The organism is Pyxidicoccus sp. M15 (assembly GCF_056858435.1).
Map to the genome: position 1 here is coordinate 9276640 of NZ_CM166495.1, position 20658 is coordinate 9297297.

The 20658-nt window shown below is 71.5% G+C and carries 16 protein-coding genes; 4 read left to right on the top strand and 12 right to left on the bottom strand.

Annotation, left to right across the window (positions count from 1 at the left end):
- Window positions 1-305: 305 nt before the first annotated feature.
- From ACX9TP_RS34115 to ACX9TP_RS34135, 5 genes are all read right to left on the bottom strand, one after another.
- Complete coding sequence (locus tag ACX9TP_RS34115) at window positions 306-857, bottom strand: response regulator transcription factor (protein WP_482974824.1); 552 nt, start codon at window positions 855-857, stop codon at window positions 306-308.
- Window positions 844-2217 (bottom strand): ATP-binding protein, encoded by a 1374-nt coding sequence (locus ACX9TP_RS34120; RefSeq protein ID WP_482974825.1) that lies wholly within the window; start codon window positions 2215-2217, stop codon window positions 844-846. Before ACX9TP_RS34120 ends, ACX9TP_RS34115 begins: the two co-directional genes overlap by 14 nt.
- A 67-nt stretch (window positions 2218-2284) precedes the next feature.
- Window positions 2285-3826 (bottom strand): DUF1501 domain-containing protein, encoded by a 1542-nt coding sequence (locus tag ACX9TP_RS34125; protein ID WP_482974826.1) that lies wholly within the window; start codon window positions 3824-3826, stop codon window positions 2285-2287.
- 5 nt (window positions 3827-3831) lie between these two features.
- A complete protein-coding gene (locus tag ACX9TP_RS34130) occupies window positions 3832-5502 on the bottom strand; it encodes a DUF1800 domain-containing protein (RefSeq protein WP_482974827.1) in 1671 nt (556 codons plus the stop codon).
- Window positions 5503-5646: 144 nt separating this feature from the next.
- Entirely contained in the window at window positions 5647-7149 is a 1503-nt protein-coding gene (locus ACX9TP_RS34135) for an endo alpha-1,4 polygalactosaminidase (RefSeq protein ID WP_482974828.1), read from the bottom strand.
- Window positions 7150-7320: 171 nt separating this feature from the next.
- Between ACX9TP_RS34135 and ACX9TP_RS34140 the strand changes: the two genes are divergently transcribed.
- On the top strand, window positions 7321-8112 hold the full coding sequence (locus ACX9TP_RS34140; protein ID WP_482974829.1) for a glucose 1-dehydrogenase: 792 nt from the start codon (window positions 7321-7323) through the stop codon (window positions 8110-8112).
- Window positions 8113-8119: 7 nt separating this feature from the next.
- Here the strand turns inward: ACX9TP_RS34140 and ACX9TP_RS34145 are convergent, their stop codons facing one another.
- On the bottom strand, window positions 8120-8605 hold the full coding sequence (locus ACX9TP_RS34145; RefSeq protein WP_482974830.1) for a DUF5872 domain-containing protein: 486 nt from the start codon (window positions 8603-8605) through the stop codon (window positions 8120-8122).
- Window positions 8606-8723: 118 nt separating this feature from the next.
- Complete coding sequence (locus ACX9TP_RS34150) at window positions 8724-11135, bottom strand: protein kinase domain-containing protein (RefSeq protein ID WP_482974831.1); 2412 nt, start codon at window positions 11133-11135, stop codon at window positions 8724-8726.
- Window positions 11136-11363: 228 nt separating this feature from the next.
- Between ACX9TP_RS34150 and ACX9TP_RS34155 the strand changes: the two genes are divergently transcribed.
- On the top strand, window positions 11364-12695 hold the full coding sequence (locus ACX9TP_RS34155; RefSeq protein WP_482974832.1) for a DUF2254 domain-containing protein: 1332 nt from the start codon (window positions 11364-11366) through the stop codon (window positions 12693-12695).
- A 16-nt stretch (window positions 12696-12711) separates the two neighbouring features.
- Here ACX9TP_RS34155 and ACX9TP_RS34160 read toward each other — a convergent pair whose 3' ends face one another.
- The 4 genes from ACX9TP_RS34160 to ACX9TP_RS34175 form a co-directional block, all read right to left on the bottom strand.
- A complete protein-coding gene (locus ACX9TP_RS34160; RefSeq protein WP_482974833.1) occupies window positions 12712-12900 on the bottom strand; it encodes a hypothetical protein in 189 nt (62 codons plus the stop codon).
- 180 nt (window positions 12901-13080) lie between these two features.
- Complete coding sequence (gene sitI6, locus ACX9TP_RS34165; RefSeq protein WP_482974834.1) at window positions 13081-13803, bottom strand: SitI6 family double-CXXCG motif immunity protein; 723 nt, start codon at window positions 13801-13803, stop codon at window positions 13081-13083.
- A 6-nt stretch (window positions 13804-13809) separates the two neighbouring features.
- Complete coding sequence (sitA6, locus tag ACX9TP_RS34170) at window positions 13810-14457, bottom strand: SitA6 family polymorphic toxin lipoprotein (RefSeq protein WP_482974835.1); 648 nt, start codon at window positions 14455-14457, stop codon at window positions 13810-13812.
- 146 nt (window positions 14458-14603) lie between these two features.
- Entirely contained in the window at window positions 14604-15323 is a 720-nt protein-coding gene (locus ACX9TP_RS34175; RefSeq protein ID WP_482974836.1) for an alpha/beta hydrolase, read from the bottom strand.
- Window positions 15324-15609: 286 nt separating this feature from the next.
- Here ACX9TP_RS34175 and ACX9TP_RS34180 point away from each other — a divergent pair, with 286 nt between their 5' ends.
- Together ACX9TP_RS34180 and ACX9TP_RS34185 are read left to right on the top strand one after the other, a co-directional pair.
- Complete coding sequence (locus ACX9TP_RS34180) at window positions 15610-18003, top strand: glycoside hydrolase family 31 protein (RefSeq protein WP_482974837.1); 2394 nt, start codon at window positions 15610-15612, stop codon at window positions 18001-18003.
- A gap of 59 nt (window positions 18004-18062) precedes the next feature.
- Window positions 18063-19376: a monooxygenase gene (locus ACX9TP_RS34185; protein ID WP_482974838.1), complete on the top strand. Its 1314-nt coding sequence runs from the start codon at window positions 18063-18065 to the stop codon at window positions 19374-19376.
- 25 nt (window positions 19377-19401) lie between these two features.
- Here the strand turns inward: ACX9TP_RS34185 and ACX9TP_RS34190 are convergent, their stop codons facing one another.
- Window positions 19402-20574 carry a threonine synthase gene (locus tag ACX9TP_RS34190; RefSeq protein WP_482974839.1) on the bottom strand — a complete coding sequence of 391 codons (1173 nt, stop codon included), beginning with the start codon at window positions 20572-20574 and terminating at the stop codon, window positions 19402-19404.
- Window positions 20575-20658 lie beyond the last annotated feature (84 nt).

Sequence of the window (20658 nt, forward strand, 5' to 3'; positions counted from 1 at the left end):
GGACGTAGCCACCAGTCTTCTCGTACGGCTCAAGGCGGGCATGCGTCAGTACCCGGCCCCGTCGGGCGAGTTCGTCTGCCAGCCATTGGGCGACCCGCTGAGCCTTCTGCTCCCTCGTCGCGTCCGTCCACGCCTTCCAATGACTCCATGACGCCATGCTCTATCCCGCCGCTTGGGCGGCGCAAGGGGATGTGGCCAGGAACAATCACAATCCACGGGTTACGTTGTCAGCCGAGCCCGCTCCATGTCCGCTTGCTCCAATGCTCGCCAGACACCTCCTCGCGGATCCTTTTGGAGTTGCGGCCTCACTTCGGAACGGGGTGCTTCGCCAGCTTCCGCTGCAGGCTGCGGCGTTGGATTCGCAGCAGGCGCGCGGCCTGGGAGATGTTGCCTCCGCAGTCCGCGAGCACGCGCTGGATGTGCTCCCATTCCGCGCGCGCCAGTGAGGGCACCTGGTGCTCCCTCGCCGCCGCTGCGCCCTCGGGCAGCGTGGCCCCGGCGAAGGCCAGCAGGATGTCGTCCACGTCCGCCGGCTTGGTGAGGTAGTGCGTGGCACCGCGCCGCACGGCCTCCACCGCCGTGGCGATGCTCCCGTAGCCCGTGAGCACCACGAGCGTGGCACGCGCGTCCAGCGCCCGCATCTCGCGCACCAGCTCCAGCCCGGAGCCGTCCGGCAGGCGCAGGTCGATGACGGCATACCCGGGGCGCAGCTCGCGCGCCCGGTCGAGCGCCTCGCTCGCGCTGGCCGCGCCGTGCGCCGCGAAGCCATGCCGGCCGAAGGCGCGCACCAGTCGCTCGCGGTAGGGCTCGTCATCGTCGACGACGAGCACCGTGGGCGCCGCCTCACCCTGCCCCATGGACGACCTCCGTCCGGCAGGGCAGCTCCAACGTCACGCGCGTCCCCCGCCCCTCCTCGGAGGCCAGCTCCAGCCGGCCTCCGCACAGCTCCGCGTACGTCTGGCTCAGGAAGAGCCCCAGTCCCATGCCCTGCCCCGCCGGCTTCGTCGTGAAGAAGGGCTCGCCCAGGCGCGGCAGCAGCGCTCGGGGAACGCCGACGCCCCGGTCCTCCACCGTGAAGAACAGGCGCTCCGCGTCCCCCCGCGCCGACACGGTGACGAAGGCCTGGGTGGCGTCGCTCGCCTGGAGCCCGTTGCGCACGAGGTTCGCCAGCACCTGCACCAGCCCGCGCACGGGGCACCACAGCGGCAGGTCCGCGCCCGCGTCGAAGTGGAGGCGCGCCAGCTCCGCCGCGCCCAGCTGCTCCCGCAGCCTCGCGAGCACCGCGCCCGTCGTGGTGCGCTCGGGCACCTCGCCGAGCGAGCGGCCCGCCCGCGCGCTCATGCGCTCCAGGATGTCCCGGCAGCGCTCCACCTCGTCGCGAATGAGGCGCGCATCCTCCAGCGCCTCGTTCGGCTCCTCCAGGATGAGGGACTCCAGCTCGTTGGCGGCGATGGCGATGGTGCCCAGCGGCGTGCCCAGCTCGTGCGCCGCGCCCGCGGCAAGGGTGCTCAGGGACGCGAGCTTCTCCGCGCGGGCCGCGAACTGCTGGGCCCGGACCACCGCCTCCTGCCGGTCCTTCAGCGCCGCCGCCACCCGCGCCACCACGAAGACGATGACCAGCGCCGTGAGGACGAACGCCACCCACATGCCCAGCTGGTGGAGCGAGCCCCAATCCCCTTCTCCCGTCACTTCCGGCAGCGGGACATGGAAGGCGAAGAGGCTGGCCTGGCCCAGCACGGCCACCCCGGCGATGAGCACCGTCCAGCGCGGGCCCAGCACCAGCGCGGCCAGCGTCACGTGCACGAGGTACAGCATGCTGAACGGGTTGGCCGGCCCACCCGAGAGGGCCAGCAGCCCCGTCAGCAGGAGCAGGTCGAACGCCAGCACTCCGCCCAGCAGCGCCGGCCGCACCGCGGGAGCGCGGCGCAGCCACAGGGCGAGCAGGAGGTTGGACACCGCCGTCGTCGCCACCAGGGCGAGCAGCGGCACCACCGGCAACTCCAGCCCGAAGCCCCGGGTGACGACGGCCACGGTGAGCGCCTGCCCGGCGGCCGCGTGCCAGCGCAGCCGCACCAGCCACCCCAGCGCGATGGCGCTGGACGACAGCCGCGCCACCATGTCCCGCGCGGTGCGGCGGAAGGCATGGCGTGGCGGCTCCTGCGTCAGCACCGGGGCGCCGTGCAGGGCGGCCCGGGCGTCGGTAGGCACGCTGGACACGCCACCCTTCATACCCCCCGGGCCGTCACGGGGCGAGTGCGTCAAGTTGACGCACTCGCCTGCCTGCCTATGCGTCCGGGAGCAGGAAGCCGACCCTGTACGCGCGCGACGCCGCGGGGAACCCCCGGGCGATGGCGTCGGCGACGTAGCCCGCGAGGTTGGGGAAGACGTAGTCGCGCTCCGCGACCGTGGAGAGCCCCAGCCAGGAAGCGAGGCTGTACGCGTACTGGTCCACCGTCAGTGACGGAATCCAGCGCCCCTTCGAGTCGACGGTGTCGAGGTTGTTCACCGCGCCGCCCGACAGGTCCAGGTTCGGGAAGGTGCCGTAGAGCCGGCGCCCCTGGACGCGGTCGCCCAGCACGATGGCGTGACTGCCCCACCCGTGGTCGCTCCCCCTGTCGGAGTTCTCCAGCAGCGTCCGGCCGAAGTCGCTCATGGTGAAGAGCGTGGCCTGCGGCGGGCTGGCCCCGAAGGCGCCCTCCGTCTTGAGCAGCGTCATGGCCTGGTGGAAGGCGTTGAGCGAGAAGTCCAGCTGCGCGAGCAGCCCGTCCTGCGTCGGCCCCTGGCCCACGTGGGTGTCGAAGCCGCCGAGCCCCACCGAGAACACCTGCCGCCGCACGCCGAGCCCTCCGCCCGCCGTGGGCATGGCCCCGGCGACGAGGTCCCTCACCGTCTGGTAGAGCTGCGTGTGCAGCGACCAGCCCGCGCTGCCCGCCGGAGGGACGAACAGCGCGTCAATCGCGTCGCGCGTCGCCTGCGGGAGCGAGGCCCAGGCCGCGTCCCTCGCGGCGGTGCGCGAGGTGGCGAAGGTCTGCGCCGTGGTGAAGACGCCGCCGTAGGACGCCTCCAGGGTGACGCCGTTGTCGAAGCCCACCACCTGGGCGAGCGCGTCGTTCTGGAGCGCGTTGAAGTTGGCGTCACCCGTCTGCCGGAATGCGAGCGTGCCGCTGGAGGACACCATCATCGGCTGGCGCACCGCGCCCGCCGCGAAGAGCGCCTTGCCTCCGAACGAAGTGACTTCGGGGTAGTCCCCCGGGTTGACGCCGGCAATCTTGTCCGCCGTCCGGCCGCCCCACCCCGTGGCCTTGCCGATGAGCGACAGCGGCAGGGAGATGGTAGAGGGGTTCGCGATGGCGCTCGCCCAGGCGTCCTGCTGGTCGCTGTGCGAGAAGAGGTTGTCCGGCCGCTCCACCGTTTCCGAGGTGTAGTCCGCCTTGCGCATCGGCAGCACGAGCGGCCCCACGTTGCACACCACGGCGGCGCGCTCCTGCTCGAAGAGCGCCTGGAGCTTCTCCAGCGCGGGGTGCAGCCCGTGCGAGCCCGCGGCCTGCCCCACCGGGTTGATGGGCCGCAGCGAGGCCTGGTCGATGCCCAGGTTCGGCCGCGCCGCGAGGTACTGCGCGTAGGGGCCCGCCGCCAGCGGGACGATGACGTTGTTGCCGTCATTGCCGCCCAGCAGGAAGACGCACACCGTCGCGCGGTAGCCCGCGTAGCCGCCCAGCGTGGCGGCCTCGGCGCTGCCCAGCCACTTCGGGAGCGTGGCCGCCGCGGCGAGGGCGCCCAGGGTGCTGGAAGCGCCTTGGAGGAACTTTCGTCGTGAGAAGGTCATGGGGCTCACCGCTGAATCTGGAACTCGGGGGAGAGGGACGTGAGAAAGAGGGCCAGCTTCTTCCTGCGCGTCAGGTCGCCCGCGCGCGGGTCGGTGACGGCGTTGTAGAGGGTGAGCTGGAGGTCCGACGACATCGTGTCGTGCAGCAGGTAGCGGTTCAGCCAGAGCACCTGGTCATTCGGGTCCGTGGGCAGCGCGCCCAGGTCGATGAGGACGCCCGCGGTGGCCGGCGCCGACGCGTACAACAGCTCATGGACGAAGTTGGCGCGCGCCGCGACGGTGGCCGTGTCGAGGATGGCGAACTCGGGGCCGAGCAGGCCGTTGCCACCGGGCGCTGGCGCGTTCGGCGGGTAGTAGCTGAAGACGGACGGCGGGCGGGGCACGTACTGGCCCAGCGAGCGGCTCCAGTTGTTGAGCTTCGCGCCCGGGTCCTTGCCGCCCGTCGTGTCGAGCTGCACGTTCAGCCACCGCACCAGGGTGGTGATGAACAGCGCGGGCGGGCGCAGGTGGCCGAAGGTCGCATACTGCGCCAGCGGCGGCTGCGGGCCGCGCGCCTCGTCGTCCTCCAGGATGGCGCGCACCACCGCGCCCAAGTCTCCGCGCACGCCGCTGCCATTGTTCTTGAAGACGTTCACCACCCGCTGCACGTACGCCGGGCTGGGGTTGCTGGTGACGAGGTGCTGGATGAGCTGCTTGGAGATGAAGGGCGGGACGTTGGGGTCGTCGACGACGTTGTCGAGCGCCTCCTTGAGGTGCTTGACGGCCGTGCCCCCAGCCGTCGTCGCGACGCCGCGCAGGAGCACCTTCGACGTGGAGTCATGATTCACGTCGCAGCCAATCATGGGCTGCGCGTAGCTGGCCGGGTTGGAGCGGCCGACGGTGGGGCACGGGGCGCCGCCGTACGTCCAGCCGGAGAGCGCGTGGGCGAAGGCCTGGACCTGGGCCTCCGTGTACGCGGGCACCGGTGCGCCCGTGGCGTTGTCCACCACCACCGTGCCGTCCTCGTTCAGCTTGTGCAGGCCGAGCGAGAAGAGCTGGAGCATCTCCCGCGCGTAGTTCTCGTTCGGCTCAATCGGCTGGCCGTTCGTCTTGAAGGCCTTGTTGTTCGCCATGTCGAGGAAGGTCCCCATGGCGGGGTCCTTCGTGACGGCGTCCAGCAGCTGGCGGAAGGTGCCGAAGGAGCGCGCGGAGAGCAGGTTGAGGTAGCCCGCCATCGCCAGCTTCGGCTCCGACTCGGGCGTGGCCATCAAGTCGGGGATGCCTGTCTGCGAGGCGACCATCACCTGGCTCAGCGCGAAGGCCACCCGCAGCCGGAGCTGGTCCTGCCCCGTGACTGCGTTGACGAAGAACTGCGAGCCCAGGTCCTGGCTCGCGCTCGTGCCGTCGAGCAGCGAGCGCGGGGCGCTGAACTGCTCGGTGATGGCCACGGAGATTCCGACGTCGACCACGTGCTCCACGGAGTCGATGGGCGCCGGGCTCGCCCCCAGCGCCAGGCGCGGGCCGAAGGTGGCCTGCTCCAGGAAGCGGATGGCGTTCTCCTCGGAGGGCGTGTCGAGCGGCTCGACGGCCTGCCGCGCCTCTGCGAGGGGCGCGGCGGATGGACCTCCAGGAGGGTCCTCCTCCGGCACGCAGCCAGCCGCGAGCACGGTGAAGGCGAGAGCGAGACGTCGGGTCATCCGGGACTCCTTGTTCGAGCGACGCTGTCGAGCGCCCGGGGCTTCCGCTCCCGGGCGGTCAAAACAGGATTTTAGCTGATAAGCTCTATTTACCAGCCAAAGCCGCTTTTCAAGGATGCGCCGGGTCGGGCGCCGGAGCCGCCGTTACTGGGGGTCCCACCCCGCGTTCACCGTCATGCGGTCCAGCGCCCGCACGCTGACGTAGGGCACGAAGCCCGCGGCGCGGGAGCGCGTATAGGCATCCGCCACGTGCGCGGCCTGCACCGCGTAGTCGGTGGAGAGCACGAGCTTGCCAGCGGCGCGCACGCGCGCGGCGTTGGTGCGGTTCTCCGCGCACCAGGACTGGCTGCACGCCACGTCGTCGGACCAGTACATGTCCTCCATGCCCAGCCCGTCGATGGCCGCGAGGTAGCCCGCGTAGTCGATGAGCTCGGGTGAGTTCTGGGGCATGACCTTGAAGTTCGGGTTGAGGGCCTTCGCGTACGTGTTGATGCGGGCGATGAGGGCCACCATCTTCCGCGCGAGGTCGGCGCGGTTGGTGCCCGCGGAGTTGGCGGGAATCTCCTCGTACGTCACCACCATGTCGAGGTAGCAGCCGGTGAAGCCCGCGGCGAGCGCGCGGTCGATGCGCCCCTGGACGACGGGCCACCAGCGCTCGTCCCAGTACTTCACGTACTGCTCGTCCGGCCACCCGTCCACGGGCCCGAGCTTCAGGTCGGCGGGCACCTGGGACCACTCGGGGCGGTACTCCTCAATCGCGCCAATCTCGAAGTACGCGAGCACCTGCTTGCCCGTGGCCTTGAGCGCCGCGATTTCGTCCGCGCGGAAGTAGTCGCTGTGCCCGTCGCGCGACAGCTCGATGATGGCCAGGTCGAACTTCGAGCCGGCAAGCTGGTCCAGCCTGTCATTGGCGTAGTTCGTCAATTGGTACGTGAAGCTGCTGACGCCCTCCCACGGCACGGGCGTGCCCGCGTCCTGCGGCGTGCCGGCATCCACGGATGTGCCGGCATCCACGGAGGTGCCCGCGTCGGCGGGAGTCCCCGCGTCCTGCGGCGTGCCGGCATCCGCGCTCGCGAGCTGCACGCGCACCACCCACAGGTCGAGCAGCGACGCGTCGGCGGAGGACTCGGTGCGGTAGCGCAGCTTCACGGGGCCGCCGCTCAGGAAGCGCCCCACCGGCGCGGGCAGCGCCAGCGACGTCGCCGTCCACTTCCAGGAGAGGGCAAAGGTGTTGTCCCCCACCACCACCCAGCCGCCCGCCGCGTAGTCCCAGGCCTCGAACACCCAGCGCATCTCCGCCTTGAGGGGCCCGCGGTAGTTCACCCCGATTTCGGCGGCCTGCACCGTCGCGGCCGTCACACCCGCGGGCAGCGGGTAGCTGCACGTGGCGGAGGAGTTGGGCGCGAACTCCACGTACTCCGCCCACCGGTCCTGCGTCCCCGTGAGCGTCTGCGTCGCCAGCCCCTGCACGCCCTGCCCCGAGCCGATGCTTCCGCGCACCACCTGCAGCGTGGAGCACGCCAGCGTCTGGGGATTGACCAGCACCGCGCCCTCCTGCTCACCGAGGACCTCCGGAGGCGATGCGCCTCCACACGCGGCGAGCACGGCGAGCAGGACCCATGACACCCGGGCGAGGACGACCTTCATGTGGGGCTCCCTGGAAGAAACGCGGCGCCGGGAATCTTTCCGGCGGGCTCCGTTACAGGGGCAGGCATAGCGCATCCACACGCGGCGGCGGCAAGCGCTGGTGCAACTCCGTTGTAGCTCCCGCGCACGCGCGGCGCCGCATCCGCAATCACATCGCAGAGGAACAGGCACATGGGAATGCTGACGGGCAAGGTGGTCATCGTGACGGGCGCGAGCTCGGGCATCGGCTTCGGGACGGCAGTCACGCTCGCCGCCGAGGGCGCCAAGGTGGTCGCGAGTGCGCGGCGCACGGAGCAGGGGCAGAAGCTCGTTTCCCTCATCAAGGACAAGGGCGGCGAGGCGACGTGGGTGAGCGCGGACGTCCGCGTGGAGAGTGACGTGCGCAACCTGGTGCGGGCCGCCGTCGCCACCTACGGGCGGCTGGACGGCGCGTTCAACAACGCGGGCACCGGCGCCATGAAGCCGCTGCACGAGACGACCAATGAAGAGTACGACACCACCCTGGACGTCAACCTGCGCGGCGTCTTCTGGTGCATGAAGTACCAGCTGGAGGCCATGCTCGCGAGCGGAGGTGGCTCCATCGTCAACTGTGCGTCGGTGGGAGCCACGGGCGCGTTTCCCGGCCTCGGCATCTACAGCGCGAGCAAGGCGGCCGTCATCGCCCTCACGCGCGGTGCCGCCGTGGAGTACGCGCAGCGGGGCATCCGGGTGAATACGGTGAGCCCGGGCGTCGTGGAGTCGGAGCTGGCCACCGTCGGCTGGAGGCTGGACGATCCGCAGGGCCGCGCCTTCGCGTCCGGCCTGCACCCGGTGAACCGGGTGGGCAGGCCCGAGGAGATTGGCAACGTCGTCGCCTTCCTCTGCAGCGACAAGGCGTCCTTCCTCACCGGCCAGGACGTGGCCGTGGACGGTGGCCTGCTGGCGGCGGCCAATGGCGCCACGCTGATGCTCAACGCGCGCTGAGACCGCGTCAGCGCCGGGTGGCCTTCTTGCGCGCCGTCTTCGCGGCGGGGGTGTTCCTCACGAACTGCTTGCCACTCCGCGAGCCCGCGCGCTTCTTGCGCTCGGTGGCCTGCTTCTCCCTGGGGCTGAGCCGGGCCCAGGCCTTCTTCGGCAGGTAGCGCGAGGTGGTGCGGCCCTTGCGAGCGCGGGTGCCGCCCTCCTTCGTCTGCCACTCCTCCTTGCCCCAGGACTCGAGCGACTTCTGCTTCGTGCTCCGGCCCCCGGTGTAACCACCGCCGGCCTTCTTGTACTCGGCCGCCACGAGCTGGGCCTTGCGCGCGCTCCACTGTCCGGGCCGACCTCCCCTGGCGCCGCGCTGGATGCGCGCCTTGATGCGCTCACGCAGCTCGGGGTCGGTATAGCGGCTCTTCGTGGCGCTTCGCTTCCGGGGCGCCGCGCGGGAGCGCGACGGCGTGCGAGACGTCGAGGTGCGGGAGCGCTTCCTGGCGGCCATGATGGCCCTCCTTCCGGTGCCTGGGCTCAGCGTCAGAGGTGGGGGCCGGGACGGCGGTGCGCAACCACCGTCGCGGGCGGAAGGCCCTGGCCCCGAGTGCTCCCCTGCTCCACGTGCCTCAGGCGGACCAGATGGACTCGACGCGGGCGCGCACCTTGCGCCGGGCCTCGGTGAAGCCGGGCAGGGCCCGCAGCGGCGCGAGCGCCGGGCAGCGGTCCATCCACTCCAGGTCGATGAGCGCGCTGTCCGCCGACCGCTGGAGGTAGCGCAGCGCGGGCTCCGTGGCCTCCCGCAGACAGAGCTGCTCGGTGGCGAGCTGACACAGCATCGACGCGAAGCGCGGGCTCAGCCGGCGGGACAGGAGCGCGTCCATCTGGGTCATCATGTCGGCGGGCTCCACCTCCCCCAGCACGACGGAGCAGTAGCTGGCCGCATGGCTCGCCACCGGGTCCAGCTCGTCCGCCAGCAGCGTCCGGCAATGGCGGACCTCGTCGAGGTCTCCGTTCCACGCGGCCACGCGCATGCGCAGGGTGAGCGTGGCCAGCCCCAGCCGGGGCTGCGTCTGCAGCCGCGCCAGGGACGCGCGGTACCCCTCCTGGTCCCCACGCAGCGCGCTGCAGCGGGCCACTTCCAGCAGGGCGACGACGAGCGCGGGGTCCAGGGCATACGCGAGCTTCAGCCGCTCCATCCCCTCGCCGGCCCGGCCCGCCTCGCACTGGAGGTTGCCGAGGCTCGCCAGCGCCGGGGCGAAGGTGGGGGCCTGGTCCAGCGCGCCGCGCAGCACCACCACGGCGTCGCGCCACCGGCTCTCGTGCGTGGCCAGGATGGCGCGCGCCAGCTGCGTCTCCACCACCTCGGGCGCCACGCGGAGGGCGCGCTCCAGGCTGGCCCGGGCCACGGCCTCCCAGTCGCGCTCCTTGTCCGACACGCGGAGGAACCAGGCCCTCAGGGAAGACACGGCGTGCAGCGCCACCGCGGGCGGGAAGTCCGGGGCCAGGGCGAGGACCTGCTCCAGCGGGGAGACGAGGTCATCCATCGGCCCCCGGGGCACGTGGCTCTGCCGGGACAGCACCTGCCGGTAGAGCGCCAGCGCCTCCTCGGAAACGGTGTCGCGGTACGGCAGGAGGAGCAGCTCGTTGCGCAGCGCCTCGGCCATCCGCTGCGCCAGCCGGTCCTGGAGGGCGAAGACGTCGTCGTCCGTCTCGTCCAGCCGGCCACTCCAGAGCTGGGTGCCGGACGCGCCCTCCACCAGCCGCAGCGTGGCGCGCACCGTGCGGCCCATGCCCTGCAGCGTCCCGTCCACCAGCAGCCCCACGCCCAGCTCGCGCCCCGCCACCCGCGGGTCCCGCTCCAGGCGGAAGCGGGCCGTCGCGCCGCTGCTCTGCACCCGCAGCCCGCGCGTGCGCGACAGCAGGTCGATGAGCGAGTCCGTCACGCCGTCCCCCAGCGACTCCTGCTCGCGGGGCCCCACGAAGCGCAGCGGCAGCACTGCCAGCGCCTGCTCCACCGAGCGCAGCAGGGTGCGCGGTGTCTGCCGCGTCGGCGGCGTCACGGGCGGCAGCGGCCTCCCCGTGGACGTGGCGGCGCCGGGAAGGGGCGTGGCCGTCACCTCCGCGGGCTCTCCCACGGACACGAGCCAGTCCCGCAGCGCCGCCGCCACCACGAGCGCCCCACCGGGCCGCTCCGAGGGCTCTCGGGCGAGGCAGGCCAGCACGAGCGCCGCGAGCGCATCCGGCACCGTGGCGCGCAGGCGCGGGTCCGGCGGGGGCTGGCGCAGCCGGGCGAAGGCCACGGCCATGGCCGACTCGCCGGTGAAGGGCGGCTCGCCGGTGAGCAACTGGTAGAGCACCAGCCCCACGGCATACAGGTCCGCGCGCGCGTCCACCTCGCCGCTCTCGAGCTGCTCCGGCGCCATGTAGAGGGGCGTGCCCACCAGGCCCTGCGTGTGCGACGCAGCCTCGCCCGCCACCGCCCGGGCGATGCCGAAGTCGGTGAGCACCACCCGGCCTCCCGTCTCCACCAGCACGTTGGCCGGCTTGAGGTCCCGGTGCACGACGCCCGCGGCGTGCGCGGCGGCCAGCCCTTCGCAGAGCGCCAGCACGATGCGCGCGGCCCGCGCCGGCGCGAGGGCGCGCTCGCGCTCCAGCAGCGCCTGAAGGGTCTCCCCCTCCACGTACTCCATCGTCAGGAAGAGGCGCCCGGTGTGCTCGCCCAGGTCGAAGGTCCGCGCCACGTGGACGTGGGAGATGCGCCGGGCGAGGCGGACCTCGCGGCGGAAGCGCTCCAGCCACTCCTGCGCCGGGGTGGGGCCCAGCTCCAGCACCTTCAGCGCCACCACGTCGCCCACCAGCGTGTCGCGCACGCGGTACACGGCGCCCATGCCGCCCCGGCCCACCAGGCCCAGCATCGCGTAGCGCCCGGCGAACAGCTCCGAGTCTCCAGTCGCCTCCGGGAGGTCGGGCCGCTTCGGCGCGACCAGCGTGGCGTCGACGCCGTCTGGCGGCGCGATGGAATCTTTCTCCTCGGACAAGGCGGCCGGAGTGTACCTGCCCCCGCACCGTCGCGCCCGGCAATCTCCGGAGCGGGACTTCCGGGTTTTCGCGTGTCCGTGGCGCCCGTCCGCGCGATGACGCCTGGGCTTCAAATGGCCTGCCTGGTCGCCCACGGGGCGGGCACGGAGAGGGCTCCTCCTGCCAGGGCGAGCGAGCGGCCCTACCTTCAGTGCGTGTCCTGGCATCCCCATCTCTCGTTGCTGCTCATGCGTGGGCGGGCCATCGCCAACCGGCTCGGAGAGAGCCTGCTCCTCATTCCCGGCGTCATGGTGCTGGGGGCCATCCTCCTGGAGCTCGCCCTCTCGCGGGTGGACCGCTCGCTGGAGCCTGACACGCTGCCCCGCTTCCTGCGGCTGTCTCCCGAGGCGAGCATCCAGCTGCTGAGCACCATCGCGGGTGCCACCATCACCACCGTGGGCGTGGTGTTCTCGCTCATCGTCGTGTCCATGCAGCTGGCCAGCGGACAGTTCTCACCGCGCGTGCTGCACACCTTCTTCCGCGAGCGCATGGGCAAGGTGGTGGTGGGCCTGCTCACGTCGGTCTTCACCTACTGCGTGCTCGCGCTCAAGGCGCTGCCGGAGGACCTCGGCACGAAGGCGGCGGTGCCGCACCTCACCGTCGACGTCGCGGTGCTGCTCACGTTGGTGAGCGTCCTGGCGCTGGTGATGTACCTGCACCGGATTGCCCGGCGGCAGTACGTGGGCGGAATCATCGCGTCCATCACCGAGGAGACGCTCCGGAGCGTGGACGCGCTGGCCCGGGCGGGACGCGAGCTCCGTGCGAGGGAGGTCCCGGACGAGTCCGGGCTCGGGCCGCCGCTGGTGGTGAGCGCGCGGGACAACGGGTGGGTGCAGCAGGTGAGCATTCCTGGGGTGCTCGCGGCGGTGCCTCCGGGCAGCGTGGTGCGGCTGGAGACTCGCGTCGGCGCCTTCCTCGCGCGCGGAATCCCGCTGGCCATCATCTGGCCCCACCCCGGGAGGGAGGAGACGGTGGCGCGCGCGCTCCAGGCGGCGGTGGTGGTGGGCGACCGCCGGACGACGTACCAAGACGTGGATTTCGGCCTGCGGCAGCTCACGGACATCGCGTTGCGCTCACTGTCTCCGGCAGTGAACGACCCCACCACCGCCATCGAGGTGTTGCTGCGCCTGGCGTCCATCCTCCGGCCGCTGCTGCTCGCCGAGCTGCCGGCGCAGGTGCTCGTGGCAGAGAACGGCTCCACGCTGCTGCAGCCATGGGACCTGGACCATTCGGAGTACGTGCGGCACGCGTTCGACCAGATCCGCCTCTATGCGGCGCCGCACCCGCAGGTGGCGGTGGCGCTCGTGCGCACCCTGCGGATGCTCTGGGAGGCGGTGGAGGGCGTGGACCGCCCCGAGGCGCGGAAGGAATTGGAGCGGCAGCTCGCGCTGACCCTCCAGGGCTGTGAGCGCGCGAACCTCCTCCCCGCCGACCTCGAGACGGTGCGTGAGGCGGCGGCCCAGGCGCAGAATCCCCTGCGACGGTTCGAGCACGGGCCCACGCTTCCGCAGCTGCACTGAGGCAGCGAAGGGTGCGCTACCGGGAGGGGCTCTCCGCAGGGCGGAACAGCGCGCAGGCGCGCACGGGCTGCGGCGGGTACTTCTGGGGCAACAGCGGGCACATGATGAACGTGCTGGTCCTCGACTGGACGTAGCGCGGCGGCGCGGCGCAGCGGTGGCAGAGGCTGTCCGGAAAGGGCAGTGGCTGGGGCGGGGGTGTCGTCATGTCGGGTTGTCCGGGTGCCAGCGCCCTGCACGCAGGCGTCATTGTTCCGACGGAAGAATCGCTGGGATGGGGTGGCTCTCCATCACGTCACCTTCCAGGTGACGTGCCGAGGATACGCCAGCCTGTTTCGTACCGCGCCCAGCGCCTCAACCGGAGGTGAGCGCGGCGCTCCAGCGCCACTCAGCGCGCGGGCAGCTCGTGGAAGGTGATGCCGTCCAGCTCCAGCCGGTGGACGGCCTCCATGAAGCGCTCAGTGCCAATCATCAGCACTGCGAAGTTGCCCACCCGGAACAGGTCCAGGTCCGTGGGCAGGGAGGCCGCATCGAGGATGGGCTCGTCGGGCTGGCTGAAGCCATGTCGGCCACAGGTCGGGCACGGAGGAGGCACGTCCGGGGGGATGCAGTCCGGGTGCAGCCGGCCGCGAGGCTCGACCTGGAGTTCCAGCAGCTCCGGTGCGTCCTTCTTGCGAAACCGGAGCTGTGCACGACAGCCGAGCAACCCCCGCACGCCTTCCGACTGGAGACGCTCCAGCACGTCGCGGCGCAGCAGGAGTTTCTCTCCTCCCACCCAGACGATGGGGCCGAAGTCCCCAGTCGCACGCCCCACCAGCGGGCCGAAGCCCGTTCCGGGTGGCAGCTCGGCATTCGGAGGTGCCAGGGGGCGCACCAACTCACGCAGGCGCGCGAACTCGGAAAACGGCTCGGGCCGGGCCTTCTCGAACTCGTGGCGCTCGGGCAGCTGCGACAGGTCGATAGACGGGTACTCGTGGCCCACGTCGCTCCAGGTGGCGCCGCACGTGTGACACCGCACGCCGGGCAGCGACAACTTGTGCCATGCGGCGACGACCCCACCGTACTTCCCTGCGACCGTCCTGTCCTCTCGCATCCAGAAGTATCGGGTCATCCGTCCTCAGGTCCCCGGTCGGGAATAGTAGGGCTGAATGGGGCCGCCCAAGAGCTGGAAGCGGTAGATGAGTTCCCCCGCGTGTTTGTAGATCTGCTCTGGAGGGGCTCGCGGGTGCACCATCTTGAATTCACGCCAGGCCTCGTTCCAGGGTCCCCCACGCCCATCGTTGCCGTGAATCCGTCGGTGGACGTGAAGCGGTATCGGCATGGTGTAGTCGTGGATCTTGACTCCCTGGGCCTCGAACCACCGCGCCAGTTCTTCGGCCTGAGGGAAGATGTGGTGCTTCTCCCAGCTCCCGGGCGAGAGCCGATGTGACGGGGGGATGATTCGCTCGGTGGCAGCGTTCCAGTTGGGGAAGACCATGACGGCGCCACCGGGAAGCTTCCCCGCGCCTCCCCAGTTCCTCCGCGGGCCACTGCCTGGCGCCACCGCAGGAGGTCGCGCTCCCGGGAAGCGCGCCAGCTCGACGTCGCTGGGCATGTCCTCGCAGCGGTAGAAGCCGCAGGCGTCACCCAGGCACAGAAGGGTGACGCACTGGTCATCCTCGGGGTCGTCGCACTCCACCGCCGCCAAGGGAGCATTCGGAGTCGTGGAGCATCCCAGCAGCGACGCGGTCAGCAGCGAAAGCAACAAACCGTGAAGAGCTCGCATGACATGCGAACTCTAGCAGCTGTCCGCCTGCTTCGCGCTGAGCGCCGCGAGCACTCGGTCCAGCTTTTCGTTCGTCTCCTGGTGTTGCCGCGCACCTTTGTCGAGGGTCGGGTGAGCCGGCTTCCGCCACGCGACTCCGCCCCTCTTCAGGGCCCGCCGACCGCGGACAGCCAGTCCACGGCCTCGCGCGCCACCTCGGGCGGAATCACGTGGCCGCCCTTGAACTCGTGGTAGCGCACGTCCAGGCCCGCCGCCTCCATCTGCGGAACGATGCGCCGGCTGCACCGAGCCACGGGCAGCACCGCGTCCTTGTCCCCGTGCGAGACGAACAGGCGCGGCGAGCCATGCGAGTCCCTCGGCGCCGCGAAGCCCGGCGAGAAGGCGATGATGTGCCGGAACAGGTCGCCGTTGATGATGCCCAGCGACAGCGCATACGACGCCCCGTCCGAGAATCCCGCCAGCACCACCCGCTCCGGGTCCACCGCGTAACGCTCGAAGACGTGCTCCAGCACCTGCTCCAGGAACGCCACGTCCTGCCCGTACTCACCCATCACCAAATCCCACGAGGGCGCCCGCGACTCGGGCGCCAGGAGCAGGAAGCCGTGCGCCTCCGACAGCTCCTGCATCCAGCCCATCGAATGCCGGGCATTGCCTCCCGCGCCGTGCAGCATCACCACCAGCGCGGCCGGCTGCTCTGGCCGGTAGCCCTCCGGGACATACAGGAGCCCGTCCCGCCTGCCGCCCAGCCCCAGCGGGTGCAGCCCGCGAGGCCCCGGCGCTCCCTGGGGCGGGTGCACCCTCACGTGCAGGCGTCCATCACTTCTCAGCGTGTGCAGGGCGTCGCCCCGCGGTCCGTCGAATGCCATCGTCTTGCGTCCTGTATCCCTGGTGCGTTCACACCCGGCGCCTGACAGGAGCACCGCCGAGACTCCCACCGCCCATCCAGCGCGCGGGAGCCACCACGGGCCTGCTCGGGAAGTCCGCTGCCTCACGCTTCCTCCACCACGCCCGCGTCCCTCGAAGGGAGCACCGGCAGGGTCCAGGAAGCCGCGTCGCGCGCGAGGGCACACGGGTGTCCGCGAAGAACATCTCCCGGGCATCTGACATTCTTCGCGTGACGCCTGCTCGCATGCCCTCCGTAGTATCCGGTCCATGCGCATCGAAGACCTGGCCGTCGAGCCTGCCCGCCTGCGGCTGTGGGGGCCTCGCGCCACCCTGGAAGTCACGTGTCCCCTTCCGGGCGTGCTGCGACTCCGTCACGCGCCGACGGCGTCCACCGTCGGCTTCCTGCACCCGGAGCTTCCGGACAAGCGCTCGTGGGCCGTGGTGTCCCCGGGCGCGCTCCGGCCGCTGGAGGTGACGCGCGAGGAGGGCCGCGTGCGCGTGCGCGCGGAGGGCGTGACGCTGGACGTGGCCACGGACCGCGGCACGTGGAGCTTCCAGGACGCGGAAGGCCGCGAGCTGGCACGCAGCACCCGGGTGGCGGGCGAGACGAAGGCCGGCTACCCGATGAGCACGCACCGCTCCTGGCTGACGCTGCACGCGCCCCCGGGCGAGGCCTACCTGGGCTTCGGCGAGAAGGTGGGCCCGCTGGACAAGCGCGGCATGCACTTCACGTTCTGGAACACGGATGTGATGCCGCACCACCCGGACACGGACCCGCTCTACCAGTCCATCCCCTTCTTCGTGGGCCTGCGCGGCGGCGTGGCCTGGGGCCTGTTCCTGGACGAGACGTGGCGCTCCGAGGTGGACGTGGCGCTGGCGGACAGCGAGACGCTGGCCTGGGAGTCCTGGGGGCCGGAGCTGGACTGCTACCTCTTCGCGGGCCCCCGGCCGATAGACGTGGTGCGAAGCTACACGGCGCTCACCGGCCGCATGCCGCTGCCGCCGCTGTGGAGCCTGGGCGCGCAGCAGAGCCGCTGGGGCTATGAGAACGCGCGGGACGTGCAGGGCGTCATCCAGGGCTACCGCGCCCGGGATCTACCGCTCGACTGCGTGTACCTCGATATCGACTACATGGACACGTACAAGGTCTGGACGTGGGACCGGACGCGCTTCCCGGACCCGGCGGCGCTCGTGCGTGACGCCGCGGCCGAGGGCGTGCGCGTGGTCACCATCATCGACCCGGCGCTGAAGCAGGAGCCGGGGTGGTCCGTGTACGAGGAGGCCCGGACGCGCGATTACCTGGTGCGCTACGACCGGGGCGACGTGCTGGTGGGCGAGGTGTGGCCGCGCCCCGCCGTCTTCCCGGACCTGACGCGCGACGAGGTGCAGCGCTGGTGGGGCGGCCTGCACCGCGACTTCGTGGCGCTGGGCGTGGCCGGCTTCTGGAACGACATGAACGAGCCGTCCTGCTTCGCGGTGCAGCCGGACGTGGGTCTCTTCACCATCTCCAACGAGCGCGCCGAGGGCGTGGGCACGGTGGAGGGCAAGACGCTGCCCTACGACGCGCGGCACGGGGACAAGCGGCACCTGGAGGTGCACAACGTCTACGCGCTGGGCATGGCGAAGGGGGCCTGGGAGGCGCTGCGGGAGATGCGGCCGGAGGCGCGGCCCTTCCTGCTGACGCGCGCGGGCTCGGCGGGCATCCAGCGCTACGCGGCGGTGTGGACGGGGGACAACTCCAGTCACTGGACGCAGCTGGAGACATCCATCTCCATGCTGGTGGGGCTCGGCATGTCGGGCGTGCCCTTCACCGGCGTGGACATCCCCGGCTTCATCGGGATGCCCAGCGGCGAGTTGCTCGTGCGGTGGATGCAGACGGGCACCTTCTACCCGCTGATGCGCAACCACGCGGGCAAGGGCACGCAGCCGCAAGAGCCGTGGCGCTTCGGCGAGCCGTACCTGTCCCTGGCGCGCGACGCGCTGAAGCGGCGCTACCGGCTGCTGCCCACGCTCTACACGCTGATGCACGAGGCGTCCGCGACGGGCCTGCCCGTGCTGCGCCCGCTGGTGATGCATGTGCCCGGGGACACGGAGGCGGTGGCGGCGTTCGACCAGTTCCTCTTCGGAGAGGACCTGCTGGTGGCACCGGTGGTGCGGCCCGGACACTCGAAGCGGCTGGCGTACCTGCCGCAAGGGCAGTGGCTGGAGTGGCCGGGACTGGAGCGCCCGGGGGCGATTCAGGAGGGCGGCCGGCACGTCATCGCCGAGGGGCCGCTGGACACGGTGCCGGTGTGGCTGCGCGCGGGCGGCGCGGTGACGCTGACGCGGCCGGCGAAGCACACCACCACGGCCAACTGGGAGGAGCTGGAGTGGCACGTGCACGCGGCGACGGAGGTGTACGGGCGGCTCTACGAGGACGTGGGGGACGGGTATGGGGACTCGCGAATCACGGTGGTGGAGGGGCAGCTGGAGGCAGGTACCTTCAAGCTGACGCGGCGGGTGGAGGGGCGGCTCCCGCTGTCCCGCACGGAGGAGACGATTCGCGTGTACGGCCTGCCCTATGCGAGCGGGGTCAAGGGGGCACTGTCGTTCCGGGTCGAGCGCGGGGTGCTGGAGATGCGCGTGGCCGCGGACTGGAAGGAGCTTTCCGTCGCAACCTGAACCGGGGAGTCGTGTTGAGGCATGATGCAAGGGCCTGCGTCCCGGGCCTCGAGGTCTCCATGCCCCGCACTTCCCTCCTCCGCCTGCTCCCGGGCGCGCTCCTCGCCGCCCTCACCGCGTGCAGCGGCGACGACGCGGCCCCCACGCCCACCGAGCCCGTGCCTCCGGCCACCTGGCACCAGGACGTCGCGCCCCTGGTGCAGGCGAAGTGCGCCAACTGCCACACCGAGGGCGGCATCGGCCCCTTCCCCCTGCAGACGTACGCCGACGTCTTCGCCCACCGCGACATCCTCAAGGCCTCCGTCCAGGCCCGCACCATGCCGCCCTGGCCTCCGTCGTCCGAGTGCAACACGTACGCGCATGACCGCTCGCTCGACGAAGCGCAGCAGGCCCTGCTCACGCGCTGGGTGGACGAGGGCGCCGCCGAGGGCGACCCCGCCAATGCCACCGCCCTCACGCCCCCCACCGGCGGCCTGTCCCGCGCGGACATCGTCCTGAAGATGCCGGAGCCCTACCTCCCCACCCAGTCCCCGGACGACTACCGCTGCTTCCTCATCGACTGGCCGGAGACGCGCACGCGCTACATCACCGGCTTCCGCGCCGACCCGGGCAACCGCGCCACCGTCCACCACGTCATCGCCTACCTCGCGACGCCTTCCGAGGTGAAGGGCTATGAGGCTCGCGACGCCGCCTCTCCGGGCCCCGGCTACACGTGCTTCGGCGGCCCCGGTGGACCGGACGCCACGCGTGCCACGTGGCTCGGCGGCTGGGCCCCCGGCAGCCTCGGCCAGGACTTCCCCGCCGGCACCGGCCTGCGCATCGACCCCGGCTCCAAGGTCGTCCTCCAGGTCCACTACAACGACCACGGACAGGCCGCCACCGCCGACCGCTCCGCCGTCGCCTTCAAGGTCGACGACACCGTGCAGAAGGTCGCCTACGTCCAGCCCTGGTCCAACCCCGCCTGGGTGAATGGCACCACGCCCATGCACATCCCCGCCGGCACCACGGACACGAAGCACCTGTGGTCCATGGAGCTGACGCCCTTCCTGGGCTTCACCACCGGGGGCGTCCTCCAGAACAACGTCCCCGTCACCATCCACTCGGCCGCGCTCCACATGCACACCCGGGGCACCCACGCGCGCGCGGAAATCCAGCGCCAGTCCGGCGCCCGCGAGTGCCTCCTGGACATCCCCCGCTGGGACTTCCACTGGCAGGGCAGCTACAGCCTCCAGAAGCCCGTGCAGTTGTGGAACGGGGACAAGCTGAACGTGGAGTGCCACTGGGACAACAGCGCCCCGGGCTCCACGGACCGCGGCTGGGGTGAGGGCACCGACGACGAGATGTGCCTCGGCATCTTCTACCTCACCCAGTAGCGCGCTCCGGCCGCACGGCTCCGCGTCACCACAGCGGGGCCATGTTCTCCACGTACTTGAAGCCCGTGCCCGTGTTGAACACCACCACGGACTCGTCGGGCGTCACCTGCCCGGCGGCCTGGAGCTTGCGCAGCGCCGCCACGCAGGCGCCGCCCTCGGGCGCGACGAAGAGGCCTTCCGCGGCGGAGATGTCCTTCACGCCCTGGATGATTTCGGCCTCCGTCACCGACACCGCCGTGCCGCCGCTCTCCTTCACCGCGCGGAGGATGAGGAAGTCGCCCAGCGCCTTGGGCACCCGCAGGCCGTGCGCGTGCGTCGTCGCGCCCTGCCACATCGGCGCGTCCGGCTTGCCCTCGGCGTGCGCCTTCACAATCGGCGCGCAGCCCTCCGCCTGCACCGCCACCATCCGCGGCCGCTTCGAGCCGATGAGGCCCATGGCCTCCATCTCCTCGAAGGCCTTCCACATGCCGATGAGGCCGGTGCCGCCGCCCGTCGGGTAGAGGATGACGTCCGGCAGCGTCCACCCGAGCTGCTCCGCGATTTCGTAGCCCATCGTCTTCTTGCCCTCCACGCGGTAGGGCTCCTTCAGCGTGGCGCACTCGTACCAGCCGTGCTCCTTCGCCAGCCCCGCGCAGATGCGGCCCGCGTCGGTGATGAGCCCCTCCACCGTCTCCACGTGCGCGCCGTACGCGCGCGTCTCCATGAGGAACAGGCTGGCGATGTCCTTCGGCACGAAGACGTGCGCCTCCAGCCCGCCGCGCGCCGCGTAGGCCGCCAGCGCGCTGCCCGCGTTGCCCGCCGACGGCAGGCACACCGCCTTCGCCCCCAGCACCTTCGCCATGGTGACGGCCGCCGACAGCCCGCGCGCCTTGAACGAGCCCGTCGGGTTGCCGCCCTCGTCCTTCACCCACACGCGCTTCATCCCCAGCTTCGCGCCCAGCCGGGGCGCCTGCAGCAGCGGCGTCCAGCCCTCGCCCAGGCTCAGTCGCTGCGCCGGGTCCTCCACCGGCATCACCTCGTGGTAGCGCCACATGGAGCGCTCGCGCGTGGCCAGCGCCTCCGGCCGCAGCGTCTTCGCCGCGCGCTCCAAATCGTAGCGGGCGAACAGCGGCGCGTTGCACGCGGTGCACAGGTTCAGCACGGCGCCCGGCGCGTAGGTCCGGTCGCACTTCGTACAGTCGAGTCGGGTCAGGGCCATGAGGCGGCGGAATCTATGCCAGACGCCCCCGGCGTGCCGACCTGCTCGAAGCGCCGGTGATGTGCCGCTGACGCCTGCCAGTAG

Coding starts and splice junctions, on each gene's coding strand:
- ACX9TP_RS34160 (WP_482974833.1), bottom strand. CDS start 12,900: ATGACGACACCCCCGCCCCAGCCACTGCCCTTTCCGGACAGCCTCTGC.
- ACX9TP_RS34190 (WP_482974839.1), bottom strand. CDS start 20,574: ATGGCCCTGACCCGACTCGACTGTACGAAGTGCGACCGGACCTACGCG.
- ACX9TP_RS34155 (WP_482974832.1), top strand. CDS start 11,364: ATGCGTGGGCGGGCCATCGCCAACCGGCTCGGAGAGAGCCTGCTCCTC.
- ACX9TP_RS34145 (WP_482974830.1), bottom strand. CDS start 8,605: ATGGCCGCCAGGAAGCGCTCCCGCACCTCGACGTCTCGCACGCCGTCG.
- sitA6 (WP_482974835.1), bottom strand. CDS start 14,457: ATGCGAGCTCTTCACGGTTTGTTGCTTTCGCTGCTGACCGCGTCGCTG.
- ACX9TP_RS34115 (WP_482974824.1), bottom strand. CDS start 857: ATGGGGCAGGGTGAGGCGGCGCCCACGGTGCTCGTCGTCGACGATGAC.
- ACX9TP_RS34180 (WP_482974837.1), top strand. CDS start 15,610: ATGCGCATCGAAGACCTGGCCGTCGAGCCTGCCCGCCTGCGGCTGTGG.
- ACX9TP_RS34130 (WP_482974827.1), bottom strand. CDS start 5,502: ATGACCCGACGTCTCGCTCTCGCCTTCACCGTGCTCGCGGCTGGCTGC.
- ACX9TP_RS34125 (WP_482974826.1), bottom strand. CDS start 3,826: ATGACCTTCTCACGACGAAAGTTCCTCCAAGGCGCTTCCAGCACCCTG.
- ACX9TP_RS34140 (WP_482974829.1), top strand. CDS start 7,321: ATGGGAATGCTGACGGGCAAGGTGGTCATCGTGACGGGCGCGAGCTCG.
- ACX9TP_RS34135 (WP_482974828.1), bottom strand. CDS start 7,149: ATGAAGGTCGTCCTCGCCCGGGTGTCATGGGTCCTGCTCGCCGTGCTC.
- ACX9TP_RS34175 (WP_482974836.1), bottom strand. CDS start 15,323: ATGGCATTCGACGGACCGCGGGGCGACGCCCTGCACACGCTGAGAAGT.
- ACX9TP_RS34185 (WP_482974838.1), top strand. CDS start 18,063: ATGCCCCGCACTTCCCTCCTCCGCCTGCTCCCGGGCGCGCTCCTCGCC.
- sitI6 (WP_482974834.1), bottom strand. CDS start 13,803: ATGACCCGATACTTCTGGATGCGAGAGGACAGGACGGTCGCAGGGAAG.